19 protein-coding genes are annotated in these 16,911 nt (G+C 66.2%); 9 read left to right on the top strand and 10 right to left on the bottom strand.

Going from position 1 to position 16,911, the window contains the following annotated elements; translation table 11 throughout:
• Together J2S97_RS04975 and J2S97_RS04970 are read right to left on the bottom strand one after the other, a co-directional pair.
• The gene (locus tag J2S97_RS04975; protein WP_307047149.1) at window positions 1-759 is read right to left on the bottom strand and encodes an ABC transporter permease; all 759 of its coding nucleotides are present in this window, start codon (window positions 757-759) and stop codon (window positions 1-3) included.
• Window positions 756-1,724, bottom strand: a complete 969-nt coding sequence (locus J2S97_RS04970) for an ABC transporter ATP-binding protein (RefSeq protein WP_307047147.1) — start codon at window positions 1,722-1,724, stop codon at window positions 756-758. Before J2S97_RS04970 ends, J2S97_RS04975 begins: the two co-directional genes overlap by 4 nt.
• Before the next feature lie 114 nt (window positions 1,725-1,838).
• On the opposite strand from J2S97_RS04970, the gene J2S97_RS04965 reads away from it, so the two are divergent.
• The 6 genes from J2S97_RS04965 to J2S97_RS04940 all read left to right on the top strand — a co-directional run bounded on the left by J2S97_RS04965 (window position 1,839) and on the right by J2S97_RS04940 (window position 7,063).
• On the top strand, window positions 1,839-2,684 hold the full coding sequence (locus tag J2S97_RS04965; protein WP_307047145.1) for a helix-turn-helix transcriptional regulator: 846 nt from the start codon (window positions 1,839-1,841) through the stop codon (window positions 2,682-2,684).
• Window positions 2,684-4,147, top strand: coding sequence for a Fe-S cluster assembly protein SufB (sufB, locus tag J2S97_RS04960; protein ID WP_104174199.1), 1,464 nt, complete (start codon window positions 2,684-2,686; stop codon window positions 4,145-4,147). The genes J2S97_RS04965 and sufB overlap by 1 nt, the downstream gene beginning before the upstream one ends.
• Window positions 4,147-5,433, top strand: coding sequence for a Fe-S cluster assembly protein SufD (sufD, locus tag J2S97_RS04955; RefSeq protein WP_307047141.1), 1,287 nt, complete (start codon window positions 4,147-4,149; stop codon window positions 5,431-5,433). Before sufB ends, sufD begins: the two co-directional genes overlap by 1 nt.
• Before the next feature lie 34 nt (window positions 5,434-5,467).
• The gene (locus tag J2S97_RS04950) at window positions 5,468-5,827 is read left to right on the top strand and encodes a non-heme iron oxygenase ferredoxin subunit (protein ID WP_104174201.1); all 360 of its coding nucleotides are present in this window, start codon (window positions 5,468-5,470) and stop codon (window positions 5,825-5,827) included.
• 101 nt (window positions 5,828-5,928) lie between these two features.
• Window positions 5,929-6,717, top strand: a complete 789-nt coding sequence (sufC, locus tag J2S97_RS04945) for a Fe-S cluster assembly ATPase SufC (RefSeq protein ID WP_307047139.1) — start codon at window positions 5,929-5,931, stop codon at window positions 6,715-6,717.
• A 13-nt stretch (window positions 6,718-6,730) separates the two neighbouring features.
• Window positions 6,731-7,063, top strand: coding sequence for a metal-sulfur cluster assembly factor (locus J2S97_RS04940; protein WP_011691953.1), 333 nt, complete (start codon window positions 6,731-6,733; stop codon window positions 7,061-7,063).
• Window positions 7,064-7,252: 189 nt separating this feature from the next.
• Here J2S97_RS04940 and ypfJ read toward each other — a convergent pair whose 3' ends face one another.
• Window positions 7,253-8,134, bottom strand: a complete 882-nt coding sequence (gene ypfJ, locus J2S97_RS04935) for a KPN_02809 family neutral zinc metallopeptidase (RefSeq protein ID WP_307047136.1) — start codon at window positions 8,132-8,134, stop codon at window positions 7,253-7,255.
• 61 nt (window positions 8,135-8,195) lie between these two features.
• Here ypfJ and J2S97_RS04930 point away from each other — a divergent pair, with 61 nt between their 5' ends.
• Entirely contained in the window at window positions 8,196-9,644 is a 1,449-nt protein-coding gene (locus J2S97_RS04930) for a class I adenylate-forming enzyme family protein (protein WP_307047134.1), read from the top strand.
• Window positions 9,637-10,854, top strand: a complete 1,218-nt coding sequence (locus J2S97_RS04925) for a thiolase family protein (RefSeq protein WP_307047132.1) — start codon at window positions 9,637-9,639, stop codon at window positions 10,852-10,854. The genes J2S97_RS04930 and J2S97_RS04925 overlap by 8 nt, the downstream gene beginning before the upstream one ends.
• On the opposite strand, the gene J2S97_RS04920 is transcribed toward J2S97_RS04925, so the two are convergent.
• Genes J2S97_RS04920 through J2S97_RS04910 form a run of 3 tightly spaced genes read right to left on the bottom strand, consistent with a single transcriptional unit; the run spans window position 10,851 to window position 12,926 of the window.
• Complete coding sequence (locus J2S97_RS04920) at window positions 10,851-11,501, bottom strand: energy-coupling factor transporter transmembrane component T family protein (RefSeq protein ID WP_307047130.1); 651 nt, start codon at window positions 11,499-11,501, stop codon at window positions 10,851-10,853. The genes J2S97_RS04925 and J2S97_RS04920 overlap by 4 nt on opposite strands.
• Window positions 11,498-12,250 carry an energy-coupling factor ABC transporter ATP-binding protein gene (locus J2S97_RS04915; RefSeq protein ID WP_307047127.1) on the bottom strand — a complete coding sequence of 251 codons (753 nt, stop codon included), beginning with the start codon at window positions 12,248-12,250 and terminating at the stop codon, window positions 11,498-11,500. Before J2S97_RS04915 ends, J2S97_RS04920 begins: the two co-directional genes overlap by 4 nt.
• A 1-nt stretch (window position 12,251) precedes the next feature.
• Entirely contained in the window at window positions 12,252-12,926 is a 675-nt protein-coding gene (locus tag J2S97_RS04910) for a biotin transporter BioY (RefSeq protein ID WP_307047125.1), read from the bottom strand.
• A gap of 310 nt (window positions 12,927-13,236) precedes the next feature.
• Here J2S97_RS04910 and J2S97_RS04905 point away from each other — a divergent pair, with 310 nt between their 5' ends.
• Entirely contained in the window at window positions 13,237-14,835 is a 1,599-nt protein-coding gene (locus J2S97_RS04905; protein WP_307047123.1) for an ABC-F family ATP-binding cassette domain-containing protein, read from the top strand.
• 32 nt (window positions 14,836-14,867) lie between these two features.
• Here J2S97_RS04905 and J2S97_RS04900 read toward each other — a convergent pair whose 3' ends face one another.
• Genes J2S97_RS04900 through J2S97_RS04885 form a run of 4 tightly spaced genes read right to left on the bottom strand, consistent with a single transcriptional unit; the run spans window position 14,868 to window position 16,909 of the window.
• Entirely contained in the window at window positions 14,868-15,347 is a 480-nt protein-coding gene (locus J2S97_RS04900; RefSeq protein ID WP_307047121.1) for a YbaK/EbsC family protein, read from the bottom strand.
• A gap of 3 nt (window positions 15,348-15,350) precedes the next feature.
• A complete protein-coding gene (locus tag J2S97_RS04895; RefSeq protein ID WP_307047119.1) occupies window positions 15,351-16,220 on the bottom strand; it encodes an SURF1 family cytochrome oxidase biogenesis protein in 870 nt (289 codons plus the stop codon).
• Complete coding sequence (locus J2S97_RS04890; RefSeq protein ID WP_307047117.1) at window positions 16,221-16,481, bottom strand: hypothetical protein; 261 nt, start codon at window positions 16,479-16,481, stop codon at window positions 16,221-16,223.
• Window positions 16,478-16,909: a DUF3099 domain-containing protein gene (locus tag J2S97_RS04885; RefSeq protein WP_373460496.1), complete on the bottom strand. Its 432-nt coding sequence runs from the start codon at window positions 16,907-16,909 to the stop codon at window positions 16,478-16,480. The genes J2S97_RS04890 and J2S97_RS04885 overlap by 4 nt, the downstream gene beginning before the upstream one ends.
• Between the last annotated feature and the right edge of the window lie 2 nt (window positions 16,910-16,911).

Genomic DNA, 16,911 nt, shown 5'->3' with positions numbered 1-16,911 from the left:
TCAATTCCACTTGAACCAACGGATGGCTGCTGCGCCGGCAATTGCCGTCCAGAGCAGCAGGATAAGGGTGGCACCACCATTGAAGGTGCCTGCGAGGAAAGCATCCCGGAGGGCCTCACCCAGCGCCCCGGAAGGCAGGAAGTGGACCAGTTCCTGGGCGGGGCCGGGCAGCCGTTCCGCGGGGATGACGATGCCGCCAAGGGCTCCGAGCAGGATCCATAAGAGGTTGGTGATGGCCAGGGTCGCCTCCGGCCGGACAGTCCCCGCAACCAGAAGCCCCAGTGCAGTAAAGGCTGCCGCCCCCAGGACCAGGAGTGCCAGCGCCGGAACCCAGCCCGCCGTCGTCGGCTGCCAGCCGAGCACGAAAGCCACCGCGCCCACCACCAGGACCTGAAGGAGCAGGACGGCGAGGACGGCCAGGATCTTGCCGGTGATCAGTCCGGTCCGGCCCAGGGGAGTGGTGGACAGGAAGCGCAGCACACCGTAGCGGCGGTCGAAGCCGGTGGAGATGCCCTGGCCGGTGAAGGCGGTGGACATGGCGCACAGGGCGAGGATGCCGGGCACCGCAACATCGACGCGCGTGCCGCCGAGTCCGTCCAGCAACGGGGTGACGGTCAGGCCAACCAGGGCCATCAGAGGCAGGACGACGGCGAGGATGAGCTGCTCCCCGTTCCGCAGCATCGTGAGTGCCTCGTATTTGCCTTGGAGCAGAATACGGCGGAGCAACGGGGCGGGAGCGCTGCCGAGGACCCGGCTCATCGGATCTCCCTTCCGGAAATGTCCAAAAATACGTCTTCCAGGCTCCGGGCCTCCAGGCTCATGGAGCCCGGCATAATGCCGTGCGCAGCCCACCAGGCTGTCAGCGCAGCCAGGTCCTCCGGCGTCAGCGCTCCAGTCACGGAGTAGCTCCCGGCCCGCGCTTCCCGGACGTCGACGGTGGCGGGCAGGACGCCTGTGAAATCAAGGCCCGGCCGCGACTCGAAGAGAAGTGTCCGGATGTGTTCCTGGGCGGCGTCCGCGCTGATGTTCCGCTGCAGCAGCTGCGCCACCGTGCCTTCGGCCACGTTCCTGCCGGCGTCAATGATGTATACGTAGTCGGCCAAACGTTGGGCGTCGTCCATCAGGTGGGTTGTCAGGACGATTCCCATGCCGGCGTCCCGCAGTTCGGAAATCAGCTCGAAGACCAGCTGCCGCGACTGCGGGTCCAGGCCCGCGCTGGGTTCGTCCAGGAACAGCACCTCGGGGTTCCCCGCCAGCGCTGCGGCAAGCGCCAGCCGCTGCCGCTGGCCTCCGGAGAGCCGCCGGACCGTGGTCCGGCTAAAGGCGTCGATGCCTAGTCGCCCGATCAGCTCATCTACCGGCCATGGATCCTTGTACATTCCGGCGATATGCTTCAGCAGGGGAATGGGACGGGCCGACGGCGGCAGTCCGCCGTCCTGGAGCATGACGCCTACGCGGGACCGGAGCTCAGCGCCTGCGGTGTCGGGGTCCTGGCCAAGCAAGGAAACCGACCCGCCGGACCGTCGCTGCAGTCCCTGCGCGCATTCGATGGTGGTAGTCTTGCCGGCGCCGTTGGCTCCCAGCAGGGCGGTGACCTGTCCGGGTTCGGCGGCGAGGGAGACTCCGCTGACCACCCGGAGCATCTTGCCGTCAAGGGAGGCCAGCGGGCCAACGTCCTTAATGAGTCCTGTGATGGAGAGGACGGGAGAATCGGGAGATCGCACCAAAGCATTCTACGCGATGTAGTACGCACGGCACCGCCCCGGATGTGACCGTAGGTCAGCCTCACCTTACTGGTACGTGGGAGTAAATTACGACATGATTGTGTTGTGTATTCCATGAGCACTCGACTTTCTGCGCCCCGAACCGGGTCCGACGCGCCCGCTGGCGCCGCCGGTTCGTTCCGGCCGTCGACGGCGGCGCCCCACGTGGCCGCCGCCGACTCGGACGAGCGCACGCGGGACCGCGTACTGAGCGCCGTGCTGGAGCACGGGCCGGTCAGCGCCGCCGAGCTCGGTGACCTGCTGGGCTTCACTCCCGCAGCCGTGCGCCGCCACCTGGACCACTTGTCGCGCACCGGCGTGATCGAAGTCAAGCGTGTGGCAAAGGCCGGTGCCGGCGCTGGACGCCCGGCCCGTCGCTACGTCCTCAGCTCCCAGGGCCAGTCATCGCTCGGTGACGACTACCTTGATATTGCCGGTCTGGCCCTGCAGCGCCTGGGCGAGATCGCCGGACCCGACGCGGTCCGGGAGTTCGCCGTCGAACGCTTTGCGGACATGGAACGCCGGTACGCGCCGGAGATCGACGCTGCCGGACCGGATATCACCGCACGGGCGCAGGCACTGTCTGCAGCGCTGAGCCGTGACGGGTTCGTGGCCTCCGCTGCCTCCATTGAAGCCAAAGCGCCGCTCCCCGCAGCGCTTTCCAGCGTCCAGCTGTGCCAGGGGCACTGCCCCATCCAGCAGCTGGCCACTAAGTTCCCGGTCTTCTGCGACGTCGAGACCGAGGTATTCTCCCGGCTCGTCGGCGTCGATGTGCGCAGGCTGTCCACGCTGGCACGCGGCGGGCACGTCTGCACCACCCATATACCTACAGGCCGTCCGGCCGCCAAGGGGCCTGACGGTCCCGGACACACCACGGACAGCCTGGGCGAAGTATCCAACCATCTGCAAGAAAGGCCGTGATGACGGACCAACTATCAGAGAACAAGGTTGCTGAGACTACTGTGATTTCGGAGATTCTGGAGAAGAATCCCGAGCTCCACGGTATCGGCACCTATGAATACGGCTGGGCCGACAAGAACGATGTCGGCGCCAACGCACGTCGTGGCATCAATGACGAAGTCGTCCGGGACATCTCGGCCAAGAAGAACGAGCCGGAATGGATGCTCGACCTTCGGCTCAAGGGCCTGAAGTACTTCGACCGCAAGCCCATGCCCACCTGGGGTGCAGACCTCTCCGGCATCGACTTCGACAACATCAAGTACTTCGTGCGCTCCACTGAGAAGCAGGCTGCAACCTGGGAAGACCTCCCCGAGGACATCCGGAACACCTACGAGAAGCTGGGTATCCCGGAAGCCGAGCGCAGCCGCCTTGTTTCCGGCGTGGCAGCCCAGTACGAATCCGAAGTTGTGTACCACCAGATCCGCGAGGACCTCGAAGCCCAGGGCGTCATCTTCCTGGACACCGACACCGCACTGCGCGAACACCCGGAGATCTTCCAGGAGTACTTCGGCACCATCATCCCGGTGGGCGACAACAAGTTCGCTTCGCTGAACACGGCCGTATGGTCAGGCGGTTCCTTCGTGTACGTCCCCAAGGGCGTTCACGTGGATATTCCACTGCAGGCCTACTTCCGCATCAACACGGAAAACATGGGCCAGTTCGAACGCACGCTGATCATCGCCGACGAGGACTCCTACGTCCACTACATCGAAGGCTGCACGGCGCCGATTTACACCTCGGACTCCCTGCACTCCGCCGTTGTGGAGATCATCGTGAAGAAGGGCGCACGCGTCCGCTACACGACCATCCAGAACTGGTCCACCAACGTATACAACCTGGTCACCAAGCGCGCCATCTGCGAAGAGGGCGCCACCATGGAATGGATCGATGGCAACATCGGCTCCAAGGTGACCATGAAGTACCCGGCCGTCTACCTCGTGGGTGAGCACGCCAAGGGTGAAACCCTGTCCATCGCGTTCGCCGGCGAAGGCCAGCACCAGGACACGGGCTCCAAGATGGTGCACATCGCACCGAACACGAAGAGCTCCATCATCTCCAAGTCGGTTGCCCGCGGCGGCGGCCGCGCGGCGTACCGCGGCCTGGTCCAGGTCCGCGAAGGCGCCAAGCACTCGGCCAACACGGTCCGCTGCGACGCCCTGCTGGTGGATACCATCAGCCGTTCGGACACCTACCCGTACATCGACATCCGCGAGGATGACGTCGTCATGGGACACGAGGCGACTGTTTCGCGCGTCAGCGAAGAGCAGCTGTTCTACCTGATGTCCCGCGGCATGCGTGAAGACGAGGCCATGGCGATGATCGTCCGCGGCTTCATCGAGCCGATTGCCCGTGAACTGCCGATGGAATACGCCCTCGAGCTGAACCGACTGATTGAACTGCAGATGGAAGGATCGGTCGGTTAATGACTGACATCACTACTGAAAAGGCCCGCATCGGCGCGCCGTCAGCCCAGCCGTTCATCAACGGCTTCACCGAGGAAGGCGAGAGCCTTTCACCCATCAACGCCGCCGGTTCAAAGGCACCGCTCGCGGGAGAGGCCGTCAAGAGCCACTCCCACGGCGGCGGCGTCGGCATTCCGGACAGCTCACGCGCCGGCCGCCTGACCTCCTACAAGCTGGCGGACTTCAAGCCGCTGACGGGCATGGAGGAAGACTGGCGGTTCACTCCGCTCAAGCGCCTGCGAGGACTCCACTCGGCTGTCCTCAACGGCACGGCTCCCGCCGTCAGCGTCACCGCACCTGACGCCGTCACGGTTGAAACCGTTGGCCGCGATGACAAGCGCATCGGCTCCGCCGCGATCCCCGAGGACCGCGTGTCCGCCAACGCCTGGGAAAACTTCGGCGAGGCAACGGTCATCACCGTGCCCGCAGAGTTCGAGTCGGACGGCGAGATCAACGTTGTCCTGACCGGCCAGGGAACGGACGCGTCCGCGCAGCACCTCGTGATCGTTGCGCAGAAGTTCTCCAAGTCCGTTGTGGTCCTGGACCACCAGGGCAGCGCGGTTGTCTCCGAAAACGTGGAAATCGTGGTTGAGGACGGCGCTGAACTCTCCGTCATCTCGCTCCAGGAATGGAACGACGACGCCGTGCACGCCTCGTCGCAGCAGGCCAAAATCGGCCGCGGCGCCAAGTTCAAGCACATCGTGGTCAGCCTCGGCGGCGACCTGGTCCGTGTCACGCCTTCGGCACGGTTCACCGCCCCGGGCGGCGAAGTTGAAATGCTCGGCCTGTATTTCGCCGACGCCGGCCAGCACCTTGAGCAGCGCCTGTTCGTTGACCACGCAGTGGCCAACTGCAAGTCCAACGTCCTCTACAAGGGCGCGCTCCAGGGCCGCAACGCGCACGCCGTCTGGGTTGGTGACGTCCTGATCCGCAAGGAGGCAGAGGGCACCGACAGCTACGAGGCGAACCGCAACCTGCTGCTCACCGACGGCGCACGTGCCGACTCCGTTCCGAACCTCGAAATCGAGACCGGCCTGATCAAGGGTGCCGGCCACGCCAGTGCCACCGGCCGCCTGGACGACGAGCACCTGTTCTACCTGATGGCGCGCGGTATCCCGGAAGACGTGGCACGCCGCCTCGTGGTCCGTGGATTCCTGCACGAAATCATCCAGCACATCAAGGTGCCGGCCATCGAAGAGCGCCTCATCGCATCCGTTGAGCGCGAACTCGCGGCCACGAATAACTAGTGCGCAGCACCAGAGAACACAGGGACTACACCAGATGACTGACCAGCCAAAAGGCGAGCTTGTCTGCAACGCCAGCGAGATCCAACTCAAGCAGGCGCTGCGGATCCTGATCGATGACTACCCCGTAGCCATCGTGAAGGACTCGATGGGCGAAATCCACGCCATCGGTGACACGTGCTCGCACGCGGACATCTCACTCTCCGAGGGGGAGATCGAGGGCTGCAAGATCGAATGCTGGGGCCACGGCTCCCAGTTCGACCTCCGCAGCGGCCAGCCGCTCCAGCTGCCGGCCTATGACCCCGTTCCGGTGTTTGCCGTGGCCGTTCACGGCGACGACGTCTACGTGGACGTCACCAACGTTGTCAACGGTGCCGAAGTCCCGAACTTCAGCTGACGGCGCTGGCCACCAACGCATTCCGCACCCCGCTTTAGAAAACTTTCAGCCGAGAAACCGCACCGCCGCCGGAGGGCACGGTGCAGAGGAGAACAAGACACATGTCTACTCTTGAGATCAAGGACCTGCACGTCAGCATTGAGACGGAGCAGGGCACCAAGGAGATCCTGAAGGGCGTCAGCCTGACCATCAAGACCGGCCAGACCCACGCCATCATGGGCCCGAACGGTTCAGGCAAGTCCACCCTGGCGTCCACCATCGCCGGCCACCCGCGCTACAACGTCACCAGTGGTTCCATCACGCTGGACGGCGAAGACGTCCTGGCCATGAGCGTGGACGAGCGCGCCCGCGCCGGCGTGTTCCTGGCCATGCAGTACCCCGTGGAGGTTCCGGGCGTCTCCATGACCAACTTCCTGCGGACCGCCAAGACCGCCATCGACGGCGAAGCACCCAAGCTGCGCACCTGGACCAAGGACGTCAAGGCCGCCATGCAGCAGCTGCGCATCGACGCCGACTTCGCCCAGCGCAACGTCAACGAAGGCTTCTCCGGTGGCGAGAAGAAGCGCGTGGAGATCCTCCAGCTGGAGCTCTTCAAGCCGAAGTTCGCCATCCTGGACGAAACCGACTCCGGCCTCGACGTGGACGCACTCAAGGTTGTTTCCGAGGGCGTAAACCGCGCGCACGCCGAGGGCAAGATGGGCACGCTGCTCATCACGCACTACACCCGCATCCTGCGCTACATCAAGCCGGACTTCGTGCACGTGTTCGTTGACGGACAGGTTGTCGAAGAAGGCGGCCCGGAACTGGCCGACCGACTCGAAGAAGAAGGCTACGACCGTTACGCCACCGGTGCAGGCGCAGCCACCATCGCCGCAGCGGCACAGGCCTAGTTAGGACAACGCCATGACCGAAATCAAAGCGGCCCGTACGGGCCTCGAAGATGTCGAAGAGGCCCTCAAGGACGTCATTGACCCCGAGCTTGGCGTCAACATCGTTGACCTGGGCCTGCTCTACGGCCTGAAGTACTCGGACGACGACGGCGCCCTGCTGATCGACATGACGCTCACCACGGCGGCCTGCCCGCTGACGGACGTCATTGAGGAGCAGGTGGGCAAGGCCCTCGACGGCGTCGTGGACGACTGGCGGCTGAACTGGGTCTGGATGCCGCCATGGGGTCCCGAGCGGATCACCGAAGACGGACGCGACCAGATGCGGGCCCTCGGCTTCAATATCTGAGCCCCGCTCACCGCTTGAGTACGACGACGGCCGGTTACCTCCCAGCGTAGGTGACCGGCCGTCGTCGTAACTTCATCGATTGATCCCCACCGGCCCCTAGCCTCGCAAGTTCGGCCAGGGAACCCTGCCGTCGTGGGCCCAGCGCCCTTTTGCGCCCTCAAAACGGTGCTTACGGAGCAGCCGATCCAGCTAGAGCGTGGGCGCGCTGAACGTGTCGCACTGGTTGATGTCGCCGGTCTGGTAGCCCTGGTAGAACCATTTCTGCCGCTGCGCGCTGGAGCCGTGGGTCCAGGCCTCCGGTGAAACCCGGCCCGTGGCTGCTTCCTGGATGCGGTCGTCACCGACTGCTGATGCCGCGGACAGCGCATCGTTCAGGTCCTGCTGGGTGAGCGGTTCGAGGTACGGCTGGCCGGTCTTGGGATCCTGCTGCGTAGTGGCGTACCGGACCCAGAGCCCGGCATAGCAGTCCGCCTGCAGCTCAACCCGGACTGCGCCCGATTCGGGGCCCTGCGGATCCTGCTGGGCACGGTCAAGGTTGCCCAGGACATTCTGGACGTGATGGCCGAATTCATGCGCCACCACATATTCCTGGGCCAGCGGGCCGCCGGACGAGCCGAAACGGTCCACCAGGTCCTGGAAGAAGCCGGGGTCGAAGTAGGCGGTGGTGTCGGCCGGGCAGTAGAACGGACCGACGTCGGAGGTTGCGCCGCCGCAGCCGGTGTTGGTGGCCTGGCTGAAGATCACCGTCGTGGGGCGCGGATACTCCGTGTTGTACTGCGCCAGATAAGCCGGCCAGAAGGCATTGAGGCTGTTGACGGTTCCGGTGATGCGGCAGTCGAGGCGGGCGTCTGCGTCTGCGCCGCTCTCGCAGGCCGGTGCACTTCCCTGACTCTGCGGGTCCGGCGCCGCCCCCGTCAGGCCTTCCAGCAGTTGCGGGTTGACCCCAAACAGGGCGGCCAGCAGGAGGATGATTCCGCCCCCGATTCCGCCGCCGATCTTGGTCCCACGACCCATGCCACGCCGGTCCTGGACCTGGGACGGATCCAGCTGGACGTTGTCATTGAAACTCATATTGTCACAATAGCCGTACCGGACAGGCCGGGACCCGTGCCCGGCCGGTAAAGTTGATCCGATGCCTTTCCTCAACAGACTTCAACGCTGGGCCGATGACCGCCCCGACGACACCGCCGTCGTCGTGGCGGGCCGGCACCTCAGCTGGGCCGCCCTTCGGGATGCCGCCGCGGGGCGGATTCCGGATGCCGGGGCGGTGAGCGTGCTCGCCGAGGCCAACTCCGTGGACTTTGCCGTGTCCTTCGCTGCTGCCGTGGCAGGGGACCGGCAATGCGCCGTCCTCGATCCCACCTGGCCGGGACAGCTCAAGGCTGACATTGCGGCCAGGCTGCACGCCACCGCGGCCATTCCGCAGCCGGAACCCACGGAACCTGCGCCGTCAAACCCCACACCGGCGGCAGCGCCGCAGCCGAGGGAACTGCGCGACGGGCGCCCGGAATCCCCCTTCCTGATCGGGCTGACCTCCGGCACCACGTCCGTGCCCAAGGCGTTCACGAGGTCGAGGAGTTCGTGGCAGCTGTCCTTCGAGGCGTCCATCGAGTTCTTCGGACTCACGCAGCAGGACAAGACGCTCGCCCCGGGACCCCTGGCGGCCAGCCTCAACCTGTATGCCCTCTCCGAGTGCCTGTATGCCGGCTCCGAGTTCCACACCCTGGAATCATTCGACGTTGGCGATGTGCATGCCGCCATAACACATGACGGGATCACCCGGCTGGTCCTTGTCCCCACCATGCTCCGGCTGCTCAGTGAACGTGGACTGGCCGGCTGCGTGGACGCGTCCGGCATAACCTCCATCATCTGCGCCGGGTCCAAGCTGGATGCCCGCACGCTCGAGGCCGCCCGCCGCTGGGCGCCAAAGGCCACCATCTTTGAGTATTACGGCGCGTCCGAACTGAGCTTCGTTTCCGGTGCGGGCCTGCGGGCCGGAAAGCCGCTGGATGCCGGCGGAACCGGCATCGGGAAACCTTTCCCCGGCGTTAACGTCCGGATCCTGGACGACGACGGCGCAGAGCTTGCCGACGGAACGGACGGCAACATCTGCGTCCGCAGCGGCATGGTCAGCAACGGCTACCTGTGGGGCGACGACGGGCAGGCCCTTCGCTGCTTCGACGGCTGGTACACGGTGGGGGACCAGGGGTACCTGCAGGACGGTGAGCTTCACATCCTGGGCCGGCGCGCCGACATGATCATCACAGCCGGCAAGAACGTCTATCCGCATGAGGTGGAACTGGCCCTGGCTTCCGTTCCCGGTGTCGCGGCTGCTGTCGCGGCGGGCATGGCCGATGACGTTCGCGGCCAGCGGGTGGTGGCCGGCGTCGTCCCCTCCCATGGCGGCATCACGGCCACCCAGCTCAAAGCCGGGCTGGACGATGTCCTTCCCAGGGACAAGCGGCCGCTGCAGTACTTTGCCCTCGCGGAACTGCCGGTGACGGACCGCGGGAAGGTCAGCCGCCAGCTGCTGCTGGACTGGGTTGAGAGCGGCGACGCAAGGATCCGCCGCCTTGCCTGAGCTACTGCCACCTGACCGCCAGCCGGTGGTCATCGCCGCCCTGCGCACCCCCATCCGACGGGTCAACGGAGCGTTCAAGGAACTCCGGGCCCACCAGCTCCTGGCTCCCGTCCTTCGCGGCCTCCTGGAAAGCACCGGCCTGCCGGCAACGGCCGTTACCGACATCGTGATCGGCAATGCCGTGGGAGGCGGGGGCAATGTGGCGCGCCTGGCCGCTTTGGAGGCCGGACTGCCGGTCAGCGTTCCCGGGGTCACCGTGGACAGGCAGTGCGGCTCCGGGCTCGACGCCATTGTGCTCGCTGCGCGGCTGGTGGCAGCAGGCGGCAACGGAGCGTACCTTGCCGGCGGGGTTGAAAGCATCAGCACGGCTCCCCTCCGCGCCAACAGGGCAGCCGACGGCAGCCCCGAGTTCTTTCGCCGGGCCCAGTTCGTGCCGCTCAGCTACGGCGATCCTGACATGGGCACCGCGGCGGACAATGTCGCCGGGGTTTTCGGGATTAGCCGCGAGCGGCAGGACCGGTTCGCGCTGCAGAGCCACCAGCGGGCGCTGGCCGCGGCAGCATCAGGAACCTACACCGGCGAGCTCGTCGCGCTGCGGGCGGCGTCCGGATACGTGGAGTCCGACGACGGTCCGCGGGCAAGCCTGACGGCCGCCCTGATGTCGCGGTTCCCGCCGGCGTTCGCGGAGGGCGGGACTGTCACCGCCGGGAATTCCTGTTTTGATGCCGACGGCGCGTCCGCCGTCGTGATTACTTCCCTGCAGCGGGCGCGGGAACTGGGGGCGGCCGACGGCCTCCTGGTGCTCGGCACCGATACCGCGGGGGTGGACCCGCGGGTTCTGGGCATGGGTGCTGCCGCTGCTGCGCAGCGGCTCCTGGCCGGGCACGGCGTTCGGGCCGCGGACATTGACCTGGTGGAATTCAACGAGGCCTTCGCCTCACAGACCCTCGCCTGCCTGGACGCCCTCGGCATCGACCCCGGGCGGGCAAACCTCGACGGCGGGGCGCTGGCCTTGGGCCACGCGTACGGCGCGTCCGGTGCTGTGCTGGTGACGAGGCTCCTTGCCCAGGCGCGCCGGGACGCTGTCCATGGCGGCCGGAATGGCGGCCCGCGACAGCTGGCGCTGGCCATGATCAGCATTGCCGGCGGCATGGGAACCGCGGCCCTCTTCAGGTACGAACCTCTCGACCGGATGGCCGAAACGTCCTAGCCGTCTCCCTGGCGCGGGTAGTCGTCATCGTCGGGTTCTCCCAGACCGCGGGCAGCCAGGGCATCGCCGGTCTGGCGGGCGTAGGCCACCGTGGTGATGAAAACCGGCAGGACCAGCGCCCGCGGATTCCGCTCCAGGCCGCGCGCCCGCGCCGAGTCCCTCACCTCCGAGTACGCCCCGGCGATGAACGGAATGCTCCGGAGCATGATCGCGATGGTCAGGGCGAAGCGCTCGGGATCCGCGCCAAAACGCCGGAACGGCACAGCCAGCGAGACGACGCCGTCGAGGAGCCGCTGCATCGGCGTGGTGGCGGTCAGAATGGACGCCGCAACGACGCAGACCAGGATGTTAAGGACAATCCGCCCCGCAACAGGACCGCCCAGCTGCCACCACTGGAACAGGCCGATGGCAAGCAGCACGGGCAGGATGGGCCGGACGGCCTTGTACAGGCGTCCCGGGCCGGCGCCGCTCAGCAGGAAAACAGAGCACATGAACGTCAGCACCGCCGCGGCAACCACCCAGTCGACCACAAGGAACGATCCCATGCCGCAGCCAACCACCCCCATGAACTTTAGCCAGAGCGGCGCCCGGTGGACCGGCGAGGTACCGGGAACGTAGTTCACCAGCAGGAATCCCTGGCTGCTCACCTGTCCTCCGGACTGCCCGGCGGCACGGTGGCGCTGACCGGCGGGAGGCTGGCAGCGGACAGCTCCCGGTAGTGCTCGACGGCGGCGCCAGCACCGCCGTCGAACACCACCTGTCCGGATTCCACCACCAAGACGCGGTCCATGTCCCGGGCCAGCTCCAGGTCGTGCGTGGACATGACGATCTGCTGGCTGAGGCCCGAGATGGTCCGCCGCAGCAGTTCGCGGTTGCGCAGGTCCAGCAGCGTGGACGGCTCATCCAGCACCAGGACTGCAGGTTCGACGGCGAGGACGGCGGCCAGGGCCATCAGCTGCCGTTCGCCGCCCGAGAGCTCGTAGATGCTTTGGTCCGCCAGCGGCATCAGCGCGAAGCGGTTGAGGATCGCCTCGGCAGCGTCCCGGCGCTCCGTTGTGTTCCGGACAGATCGCCGCAGGGACAGTTCGACATCCTCCCGGCCGGTGGGCATCACCAGCTGGGACAGGGGGTCCGTGAAAACAAATCCGACCTTTCGGCGCACGGCACGCACGGAGCGGACGGTATCGTCGCCGTCAACGGTCACCGCTCCGTCGCTCGGTGCCACGAGTCCGTTGAGGAGCCGCAGGAGCGTGGACTTCCCGGACCCGTTGGCTCCGATCACGCCGATCCGCTGTTCCGTAAGATTCAGCGAGACGCCGCGCAGCAGCGTTTTGGGCTGCGGGCTGCCGTCCACCGCCACCCGAACGGCGACTCCGTCCAGAAGGATGCTGCCCATGCTAACTGGCTGCCTGGCCCGCCCCGGAGTTCCGGACGCCGGCGCGGCGGATCAGGAGATCCGGGAACGCCTTGTGCAGGGCGAGGGCGATGCTGACGGCCAGGAGGTTCTTAATGATGTCGCCCGGGTAGTAGGCCAAATCCAGGAGGAAAGCCTTTGAAAGGTCCAGCTTGGCGTTGACCATCATGCCCAGCACCCCAAGGCCGTGCACCAGCACAATACTCGTGGCCATGGCCGCGGCGAACAGGAACAGCCCCCGGTACTTCAAGGTGCGGCGGAGCACGATCGTGGTGAGCCAGCCGACGGCCAGGGCAGCCAGCGGAAAGGCGATGATGTAGCCGGCGGAGGGGCCGGCGAGGATCCCCAGCCCGCTCCTGCCGCCGCTGAAGATCGGCAGGCCGGCAAGCCCCAGCAGGGTGTACAGGCCGACGGCCGCGAACGCCCTGCCGGGGCCCAGTGCCAGCCCTGTCAGCATCACGGCGAGTGTCTGCAGGGTGATCGGCACGCCGAGTCCGCCCACGGGAATGGCCGCAATGAGCGCGGAGCCGGCCACGAGCGCGGCAAAGACGGCGATGAGGCCGAGGTCCGTGGCGTTCCAGCGCTTCCGGCCGGGCTTACTGCCTGATTTGACGCCTGAGGCCGCCTGGCTGGTGGCGGCACTGTCAGTCTTGGTCATGGGGAGGTCCTGTCAATTGGTGCAAGTGCAACGGGGTTGGGGGCAGCCGCCTGCGTACAGGCGCTTCCCTCCATTTCGACGATACGTCTCCGGTCCCTGCCGTATTTTGTAGGGGATCCACTAACGGAGGACGCCCGCTCTGGACAGGGTGGCCAAAAGATGACTTCCGCGGCGCCAGTGCCGAGGTAATCCGGGGGGAGTGGTGCCGGTAGACTGGTAAGGGCCGTTCTCTCGGCCACACTGCCCCGGCCCTGCCCAGACTCCATCCGTTGTGCCGCGGCGTTCCCTGTTGTGAAAGGCCTTAGCTGCATTGATTACCGTCCAGGATCTCGAACTGCGCGCCGGCGCCCGCCTCCTCATGGACCAGGTGAGCTTCCGGATCGACAAGGGAGACAAGATCGGCCTTGTCGGCCGTAACGGTGCAGGCAAGACGACCCTCACCCGCGTCCTAGCCGGCGAGGGACTGCCCGCCGGCGGCAAGGTCAGCCGCAGCGGCGAGATCGGCTACCTTCCCCAGGACCCCCGCACGCCGGACATGGAACAGCTCGCCCGCGACCGGATCCTGTCTGTCCGCGGCCTGGACATCGCAGTCGGGAAGCTCCGGCTGGCCCATGAAGAGATGGCCAGCGAGGACGCCGCCGTCCAGCGCAAGGCGATGAACCGCTATGACCGGCTGGAATCCGAATTCCTGGCCGCCGGCGGCTACGCTGCCGAAGCCGAGGCCGCAGCGATCTGTTCAAACCTCGCACTGCCGGACCGCCTGCTCAACCAGCCGCTCAAGACCCTGTCGGGTGGGCAGCGGCGCCGTGTGGAGCTCGCCCGCATCCTGTACTCGGACGCCGAGACCATGCTCCTCGATGAGCCCACCAACCACCTCGATGCTGACTCCATCGCCTGGCTGCGCGAGTTCCTGAAGAACCACCAGGGCGGCCTGATCGTGATCAGCCACGACACGGAACTGCTCGAAGCCACCGTGAACAAGGTCTTCCTGCTGGACGCCAACCGCGCCCAGATCGACTTCTACAACATGGACTGGAAGCGCTACCTGCAGCAGCGCGAAACCGACGAGCGCGCCCGCAAGCGTGAGCGTGCCAACGCCGAAAAGAAGGCGCAGGTCCTGTTCGACCAGGCCAACAAGATGCGGGCCAAGGCCACCAAGGCCGTTGCCGCGCAGAACATGGCCAAGCGCGCCGAACGCCTGCTCAGCGGCCTGGAGGCCGTGCGCGAAACCGACCGCGTGGCAGCCCTGCGCTTCCCCGACCCGTCGCCCTGCGGCAAGACTCCGCTCACCGCGGACGGCCTCAGCAAGTCATACGGCTCGCTGGAAATCTTCACCGACGTGGACCTGGCCATCGACCGCGGCTCCAAGGTGGTCATCCTGGGCCTCAACGGCGCCGGCAAGACCACCCTGCTGCGGATGCTTGCCGGCGTGGACAAGCCCGACACCGGCGAAGTGATCGCGGGCCACGGCCTGAAGGTTGGCTACTACGCCCAGGAGCACGAGACGCTCGACGTCGACCGCACAGTCCTGCAGAACATGCGCTCCTCCGCGCCGGACATGAACGACGCCGAGGTGCGCGGCATCCTCGGTTCGTTCCTGTTCTCCGGTGACGACGTCGACAAGCCTGCCGGCGTGCTCTCCGGCGGTGAGAAGACGCGCCTCGCCCTGGCCACGATCGTGGCCTCAAGCGCGAACGTGCTGCTCCTTGACGAGCCCACGAACAACCTTGATCCTGCCAGCCGCTCCGAGATCCTGGGCGCCCTGCGCAACTACACAGGCGCCGTCGTGCTGGTTAGCCACGATGAAGGTGCCGTCGAAGCCCTTAACCCCGAACGCGTCGTCCTCCTGCCCGACGGCATCGAGGACCATTGGAACGAAGACTACCTGGACCTGATTACGCTCGCATAAGCCTCGTTGGCGTCGTCCGTGCGTCCGCTTCGCTAGCGGACGGGCATCTCTTCTGCGCCGGTGATCCTGTGCAGGTCCTTGTAGGTGATGGAGAACATCGAGTTGTGGTCTCCCGCTCCTGCCCAGAGGACGTCGTGGCTTTTGAGTGACTCGTCCAGCAGGGTTTTGATCTTTTCCGGGTGCCCGACCGGGGCCACTCCTCCTACTTCCTGGCCTGTGTGTTCCAGGACGAACTCGGGGGAGGCCCGGCGGATCCTGCCGGTGCCCAGTTGCGCGGCAACCTTGTGGACGTCCACCTTGGCCGCGCCGCTGGCCAGGATCAGCAGCGGGGAACCCTCGAGGTTAAACACCAGGCTGTTGGTGATTGCCGCGACGTCGCAGCCGAGCGCGGCGGCCGCAGCTGCCGCCGTCGGGACTTTCGAGTCGAACACCGTCACGGTGTCCTCGGCACCGAGGGCAGTGAGCGCGCGCTTCACGTTTGCCACCGGGTCGGGAAAGGCATCAAGGCTCATCGGTCAGTACCCCTGGGCGTCCAGGATCGCGTCTTCCTCTTCCTCCGCCGTCGGCTGTTTCCGTTTCCGGGGAGCGGGACGGCGGCGGTTCGCGGCCATGGCATATTCGGGCGCCGCACCGTCCGCCGCGGCGTCCTGCGCGTCGATCTCCGCGTTGCGCGCCTGTTGGCGGGCCGCGTAGCCGAAGCCGATGAACATCAGGACGCCGAAGGCGAACCACTGCAGCGAATAGGACAGGTGGGTACCCTCTTCCACTGAAGGCTTCGGGAAGGGGTACGGCATTGCGGCGGCGGCCGGTGTTTCGGAGGCGAGCTGCCCGTAGGCGCCGGTCAGTACGGGGTAGCCAAGCTGGGCGGCATAGGCCGGGAGGTCAATGGAAGCAAGCTGTCCGTCCGGGGCGCCACGCTGAAGTTCGGGTTCACCCGGTTTCAGGCGCACGATCACGGTGACTTCGCCCGGGGGCGGCTCGGGGACGGAATCGGGGCGGCCCGGGGTGTTGTTACCGATCGGGAGCCAGCCGCGGTCCACCACAACCGTCTGTCCGGTGTTGAGTTTGAAGGGAACCACCACTTCATAGCCCGGCTGGCCGTTGAGCGGGCGGTTGCGCACCACCCTCTGTCCGGCGACGTCATAGCGGCCCTTCAACTCAACCTGGGTCCATTCCTTGTCGGCATCGAGCCGGGAAAACTGCTGCTCGGCTTCGGCGAACGGCAGGGGAGCGGCCGAGTAGTTGGACGTGACCCGGTTGATTTCCGCAAGGGTCTCGGCCCTGCGGTCCATCTGCCAGCGGCCCAGGAACACGCAGGCCGTGGCAAAGATCGCAGCCAGCAGCAAATAGCCCAGCCACTTGCTGGAAAAGAGGAAGCGGTACATTCAGCTGTCCCTGCCTGACGCGGTTGCCAGGCCCAGCGGCACCGTCTCTTTCCAGAGGCCACGGGTCTGCAGGTAATCCTCCAGCCAGAGCCGGTGCTCATCACAGGCGAGCCAGATCTTGCGGCGTTCGGGCGTGTGGATCTTGGGGTTGTTCCACAGCAGCTGCCAGGCGGCACCGGACCGGCAGGCCTTCCTGGAGCACATGGGCGCAGCCGCTTCGACAGGCGCAGCATCGCCTCCCGCCAGGTCAAAAATGTTCATGAAGCTGCCCGTTCCTGGCCGTCGATATCGTCTTCGTCCTCGATGAGTTCGCCCTGGAGAACCGTTGGGCCTTCGTCCTCGGCAGCTGCCGGTACGTCCGGTGCTTCGAGTTCCGCCAGCGGGGCGGAGTCGAGCAGGTAGTCGCTGTGAATCTCCGCTTTGTCGCTGCCGTTGGCAATGACCACTGCAATCCAGGGCAGGAACACCGCGCCGGCAATCGGGACAACCTTGAACCAGCCGTCCACGACGAACACCAGGATCAGGCACACCATGCGGATGCCCATGGCCACGGCGTACTTGATCATCCGCCCGCGCATCTCTTCCGAGTGGGCGGAGGCGGCATCCGTAATGCTGTGCACCTGGGCGTCACCGGAGACGGCGTCCGGTCCACCGGGCATCGAATGTCCGGGTCGTTTTGCAAGTGTCACGG

Source organism: Arthrobacter oryzae, assembly GCF_030812315.1.
GTDB classification, from domain to species: domain Bacteria; phylum Actinomycetota; class Actinomycetes; order Actinomycetales; family Micrococcaceae; genus Arthrobacter; species Arthrobacter oryzae_B.
This window is presented reverse-complemented; position numbering and strand designations above follow the sequence as displayed.

What these genes read in the sequence shown, in the direction of transcription:
- ypfJ (WP_307047136.1), bottom strand. Translation starts at nt 8,134, where the DNA reads ATGAGTTTCAATGACAACGTCCAGCTGGATCCGTCCCAGGTCCAGGAC.
- J2S97_RS04930 (WP_307047134.1), top strand. Translation starts at nt 8,196, where the DNA reads ATGCCTTTCCTCAACAGACTTCAACGCTGGGCCGATGACCGCCCCGAC.
- sufD (WP_307047141.1), top strand. Translation starts at nt 4,147, where the DNA reads ATGACTGACATCACTACTGAAAAGGCCCGCATCGGCGCGCCGTCAGCC.
- J2S97_RS04975 (WP_307047149.1), bottom strand. Translation starts at nt 759, where the DNA reads ATGAGCCGGGTCCTCGGCAGCGCTCCCGCCCCGTTGCTCCGCCGTATT.
- J2S97_RS04895 (WP_307047119.1), bottom strand. Translation starts at nt 16,220, where the DNA reads ATGTACCGCTTCCTCTTTTCCAGCAAGTGGCTGGGCTATTTGCTGCTG.
- J2S97_RS04940 (WP_011691953.1), top strand. Translation starts at nt 6,731, where the DNA reads ATGACCGAAATCAAAGCGGCCCGTACGGGCCTCGAAGATGTCGAAGAG.
- sufC (WP_307047139.1), top strand. Translation starts at nt 5,929, where the DNA reads ATGTCTACTCTTGAGATCAAGGACCTGCACGTCAGCATTGAGACGGAG.
- J2S97_RS04900 (WP_307047121.1), bottom strand. Translation starts at nt 15,347, where the DNA reads ATGAGCCTTGATGCCTTTCCCGACCCGGTGGCAAACGTGAAGCGCGCG.
- J2S97_RS04890 (WP_307047117.1), bottom strand. Translation starts at nt 16,481, where the DNA reads ATGAACATTTTTGACCTGGCGGGAGGCGATGCTGCGCCTGTCGAAGCG.
- sufB (WP_104174199.1), top strand. Translation starts at nt 2,684, where the DNA reads ATGACGGACCAACTATCAGAGAACAAGGTTGCTGAGACTACTGTGATT.
- J2S97_RS04965 (WP_307047145.1), top strand. Translation starts at nt 1,839, where the DNA reads ATGAGCACTCGACTTTCTGCGCCCCGAACCGGGTCCGACGCGCCCGCT.
- J2S97_RS04910 (WP_307047125.1), bottom strand. Translation starts at nt 12,926, where the DNA reads ATGACCAAGACTGACAGTGCCGCCACCAGCCAGGCGGCCTCAGGCGTC.
- J2S97_RS04915 (WP_307047127.1), bottom strand. Translation starts at nt 12,250, where the DNA reads ATGGGCAGCATCCTTCTGGACGGAGTCGCCGTTCGGGTGGCGGTGGAC.
- J2S97_RS04950 (WP_104174201.1), top strand. Translation starts at nt 5,468, where the DNA reads ATGACTGACCAGCCAAAAGGCGAGCTTGTCTGCAACGCCAGCGAGATC.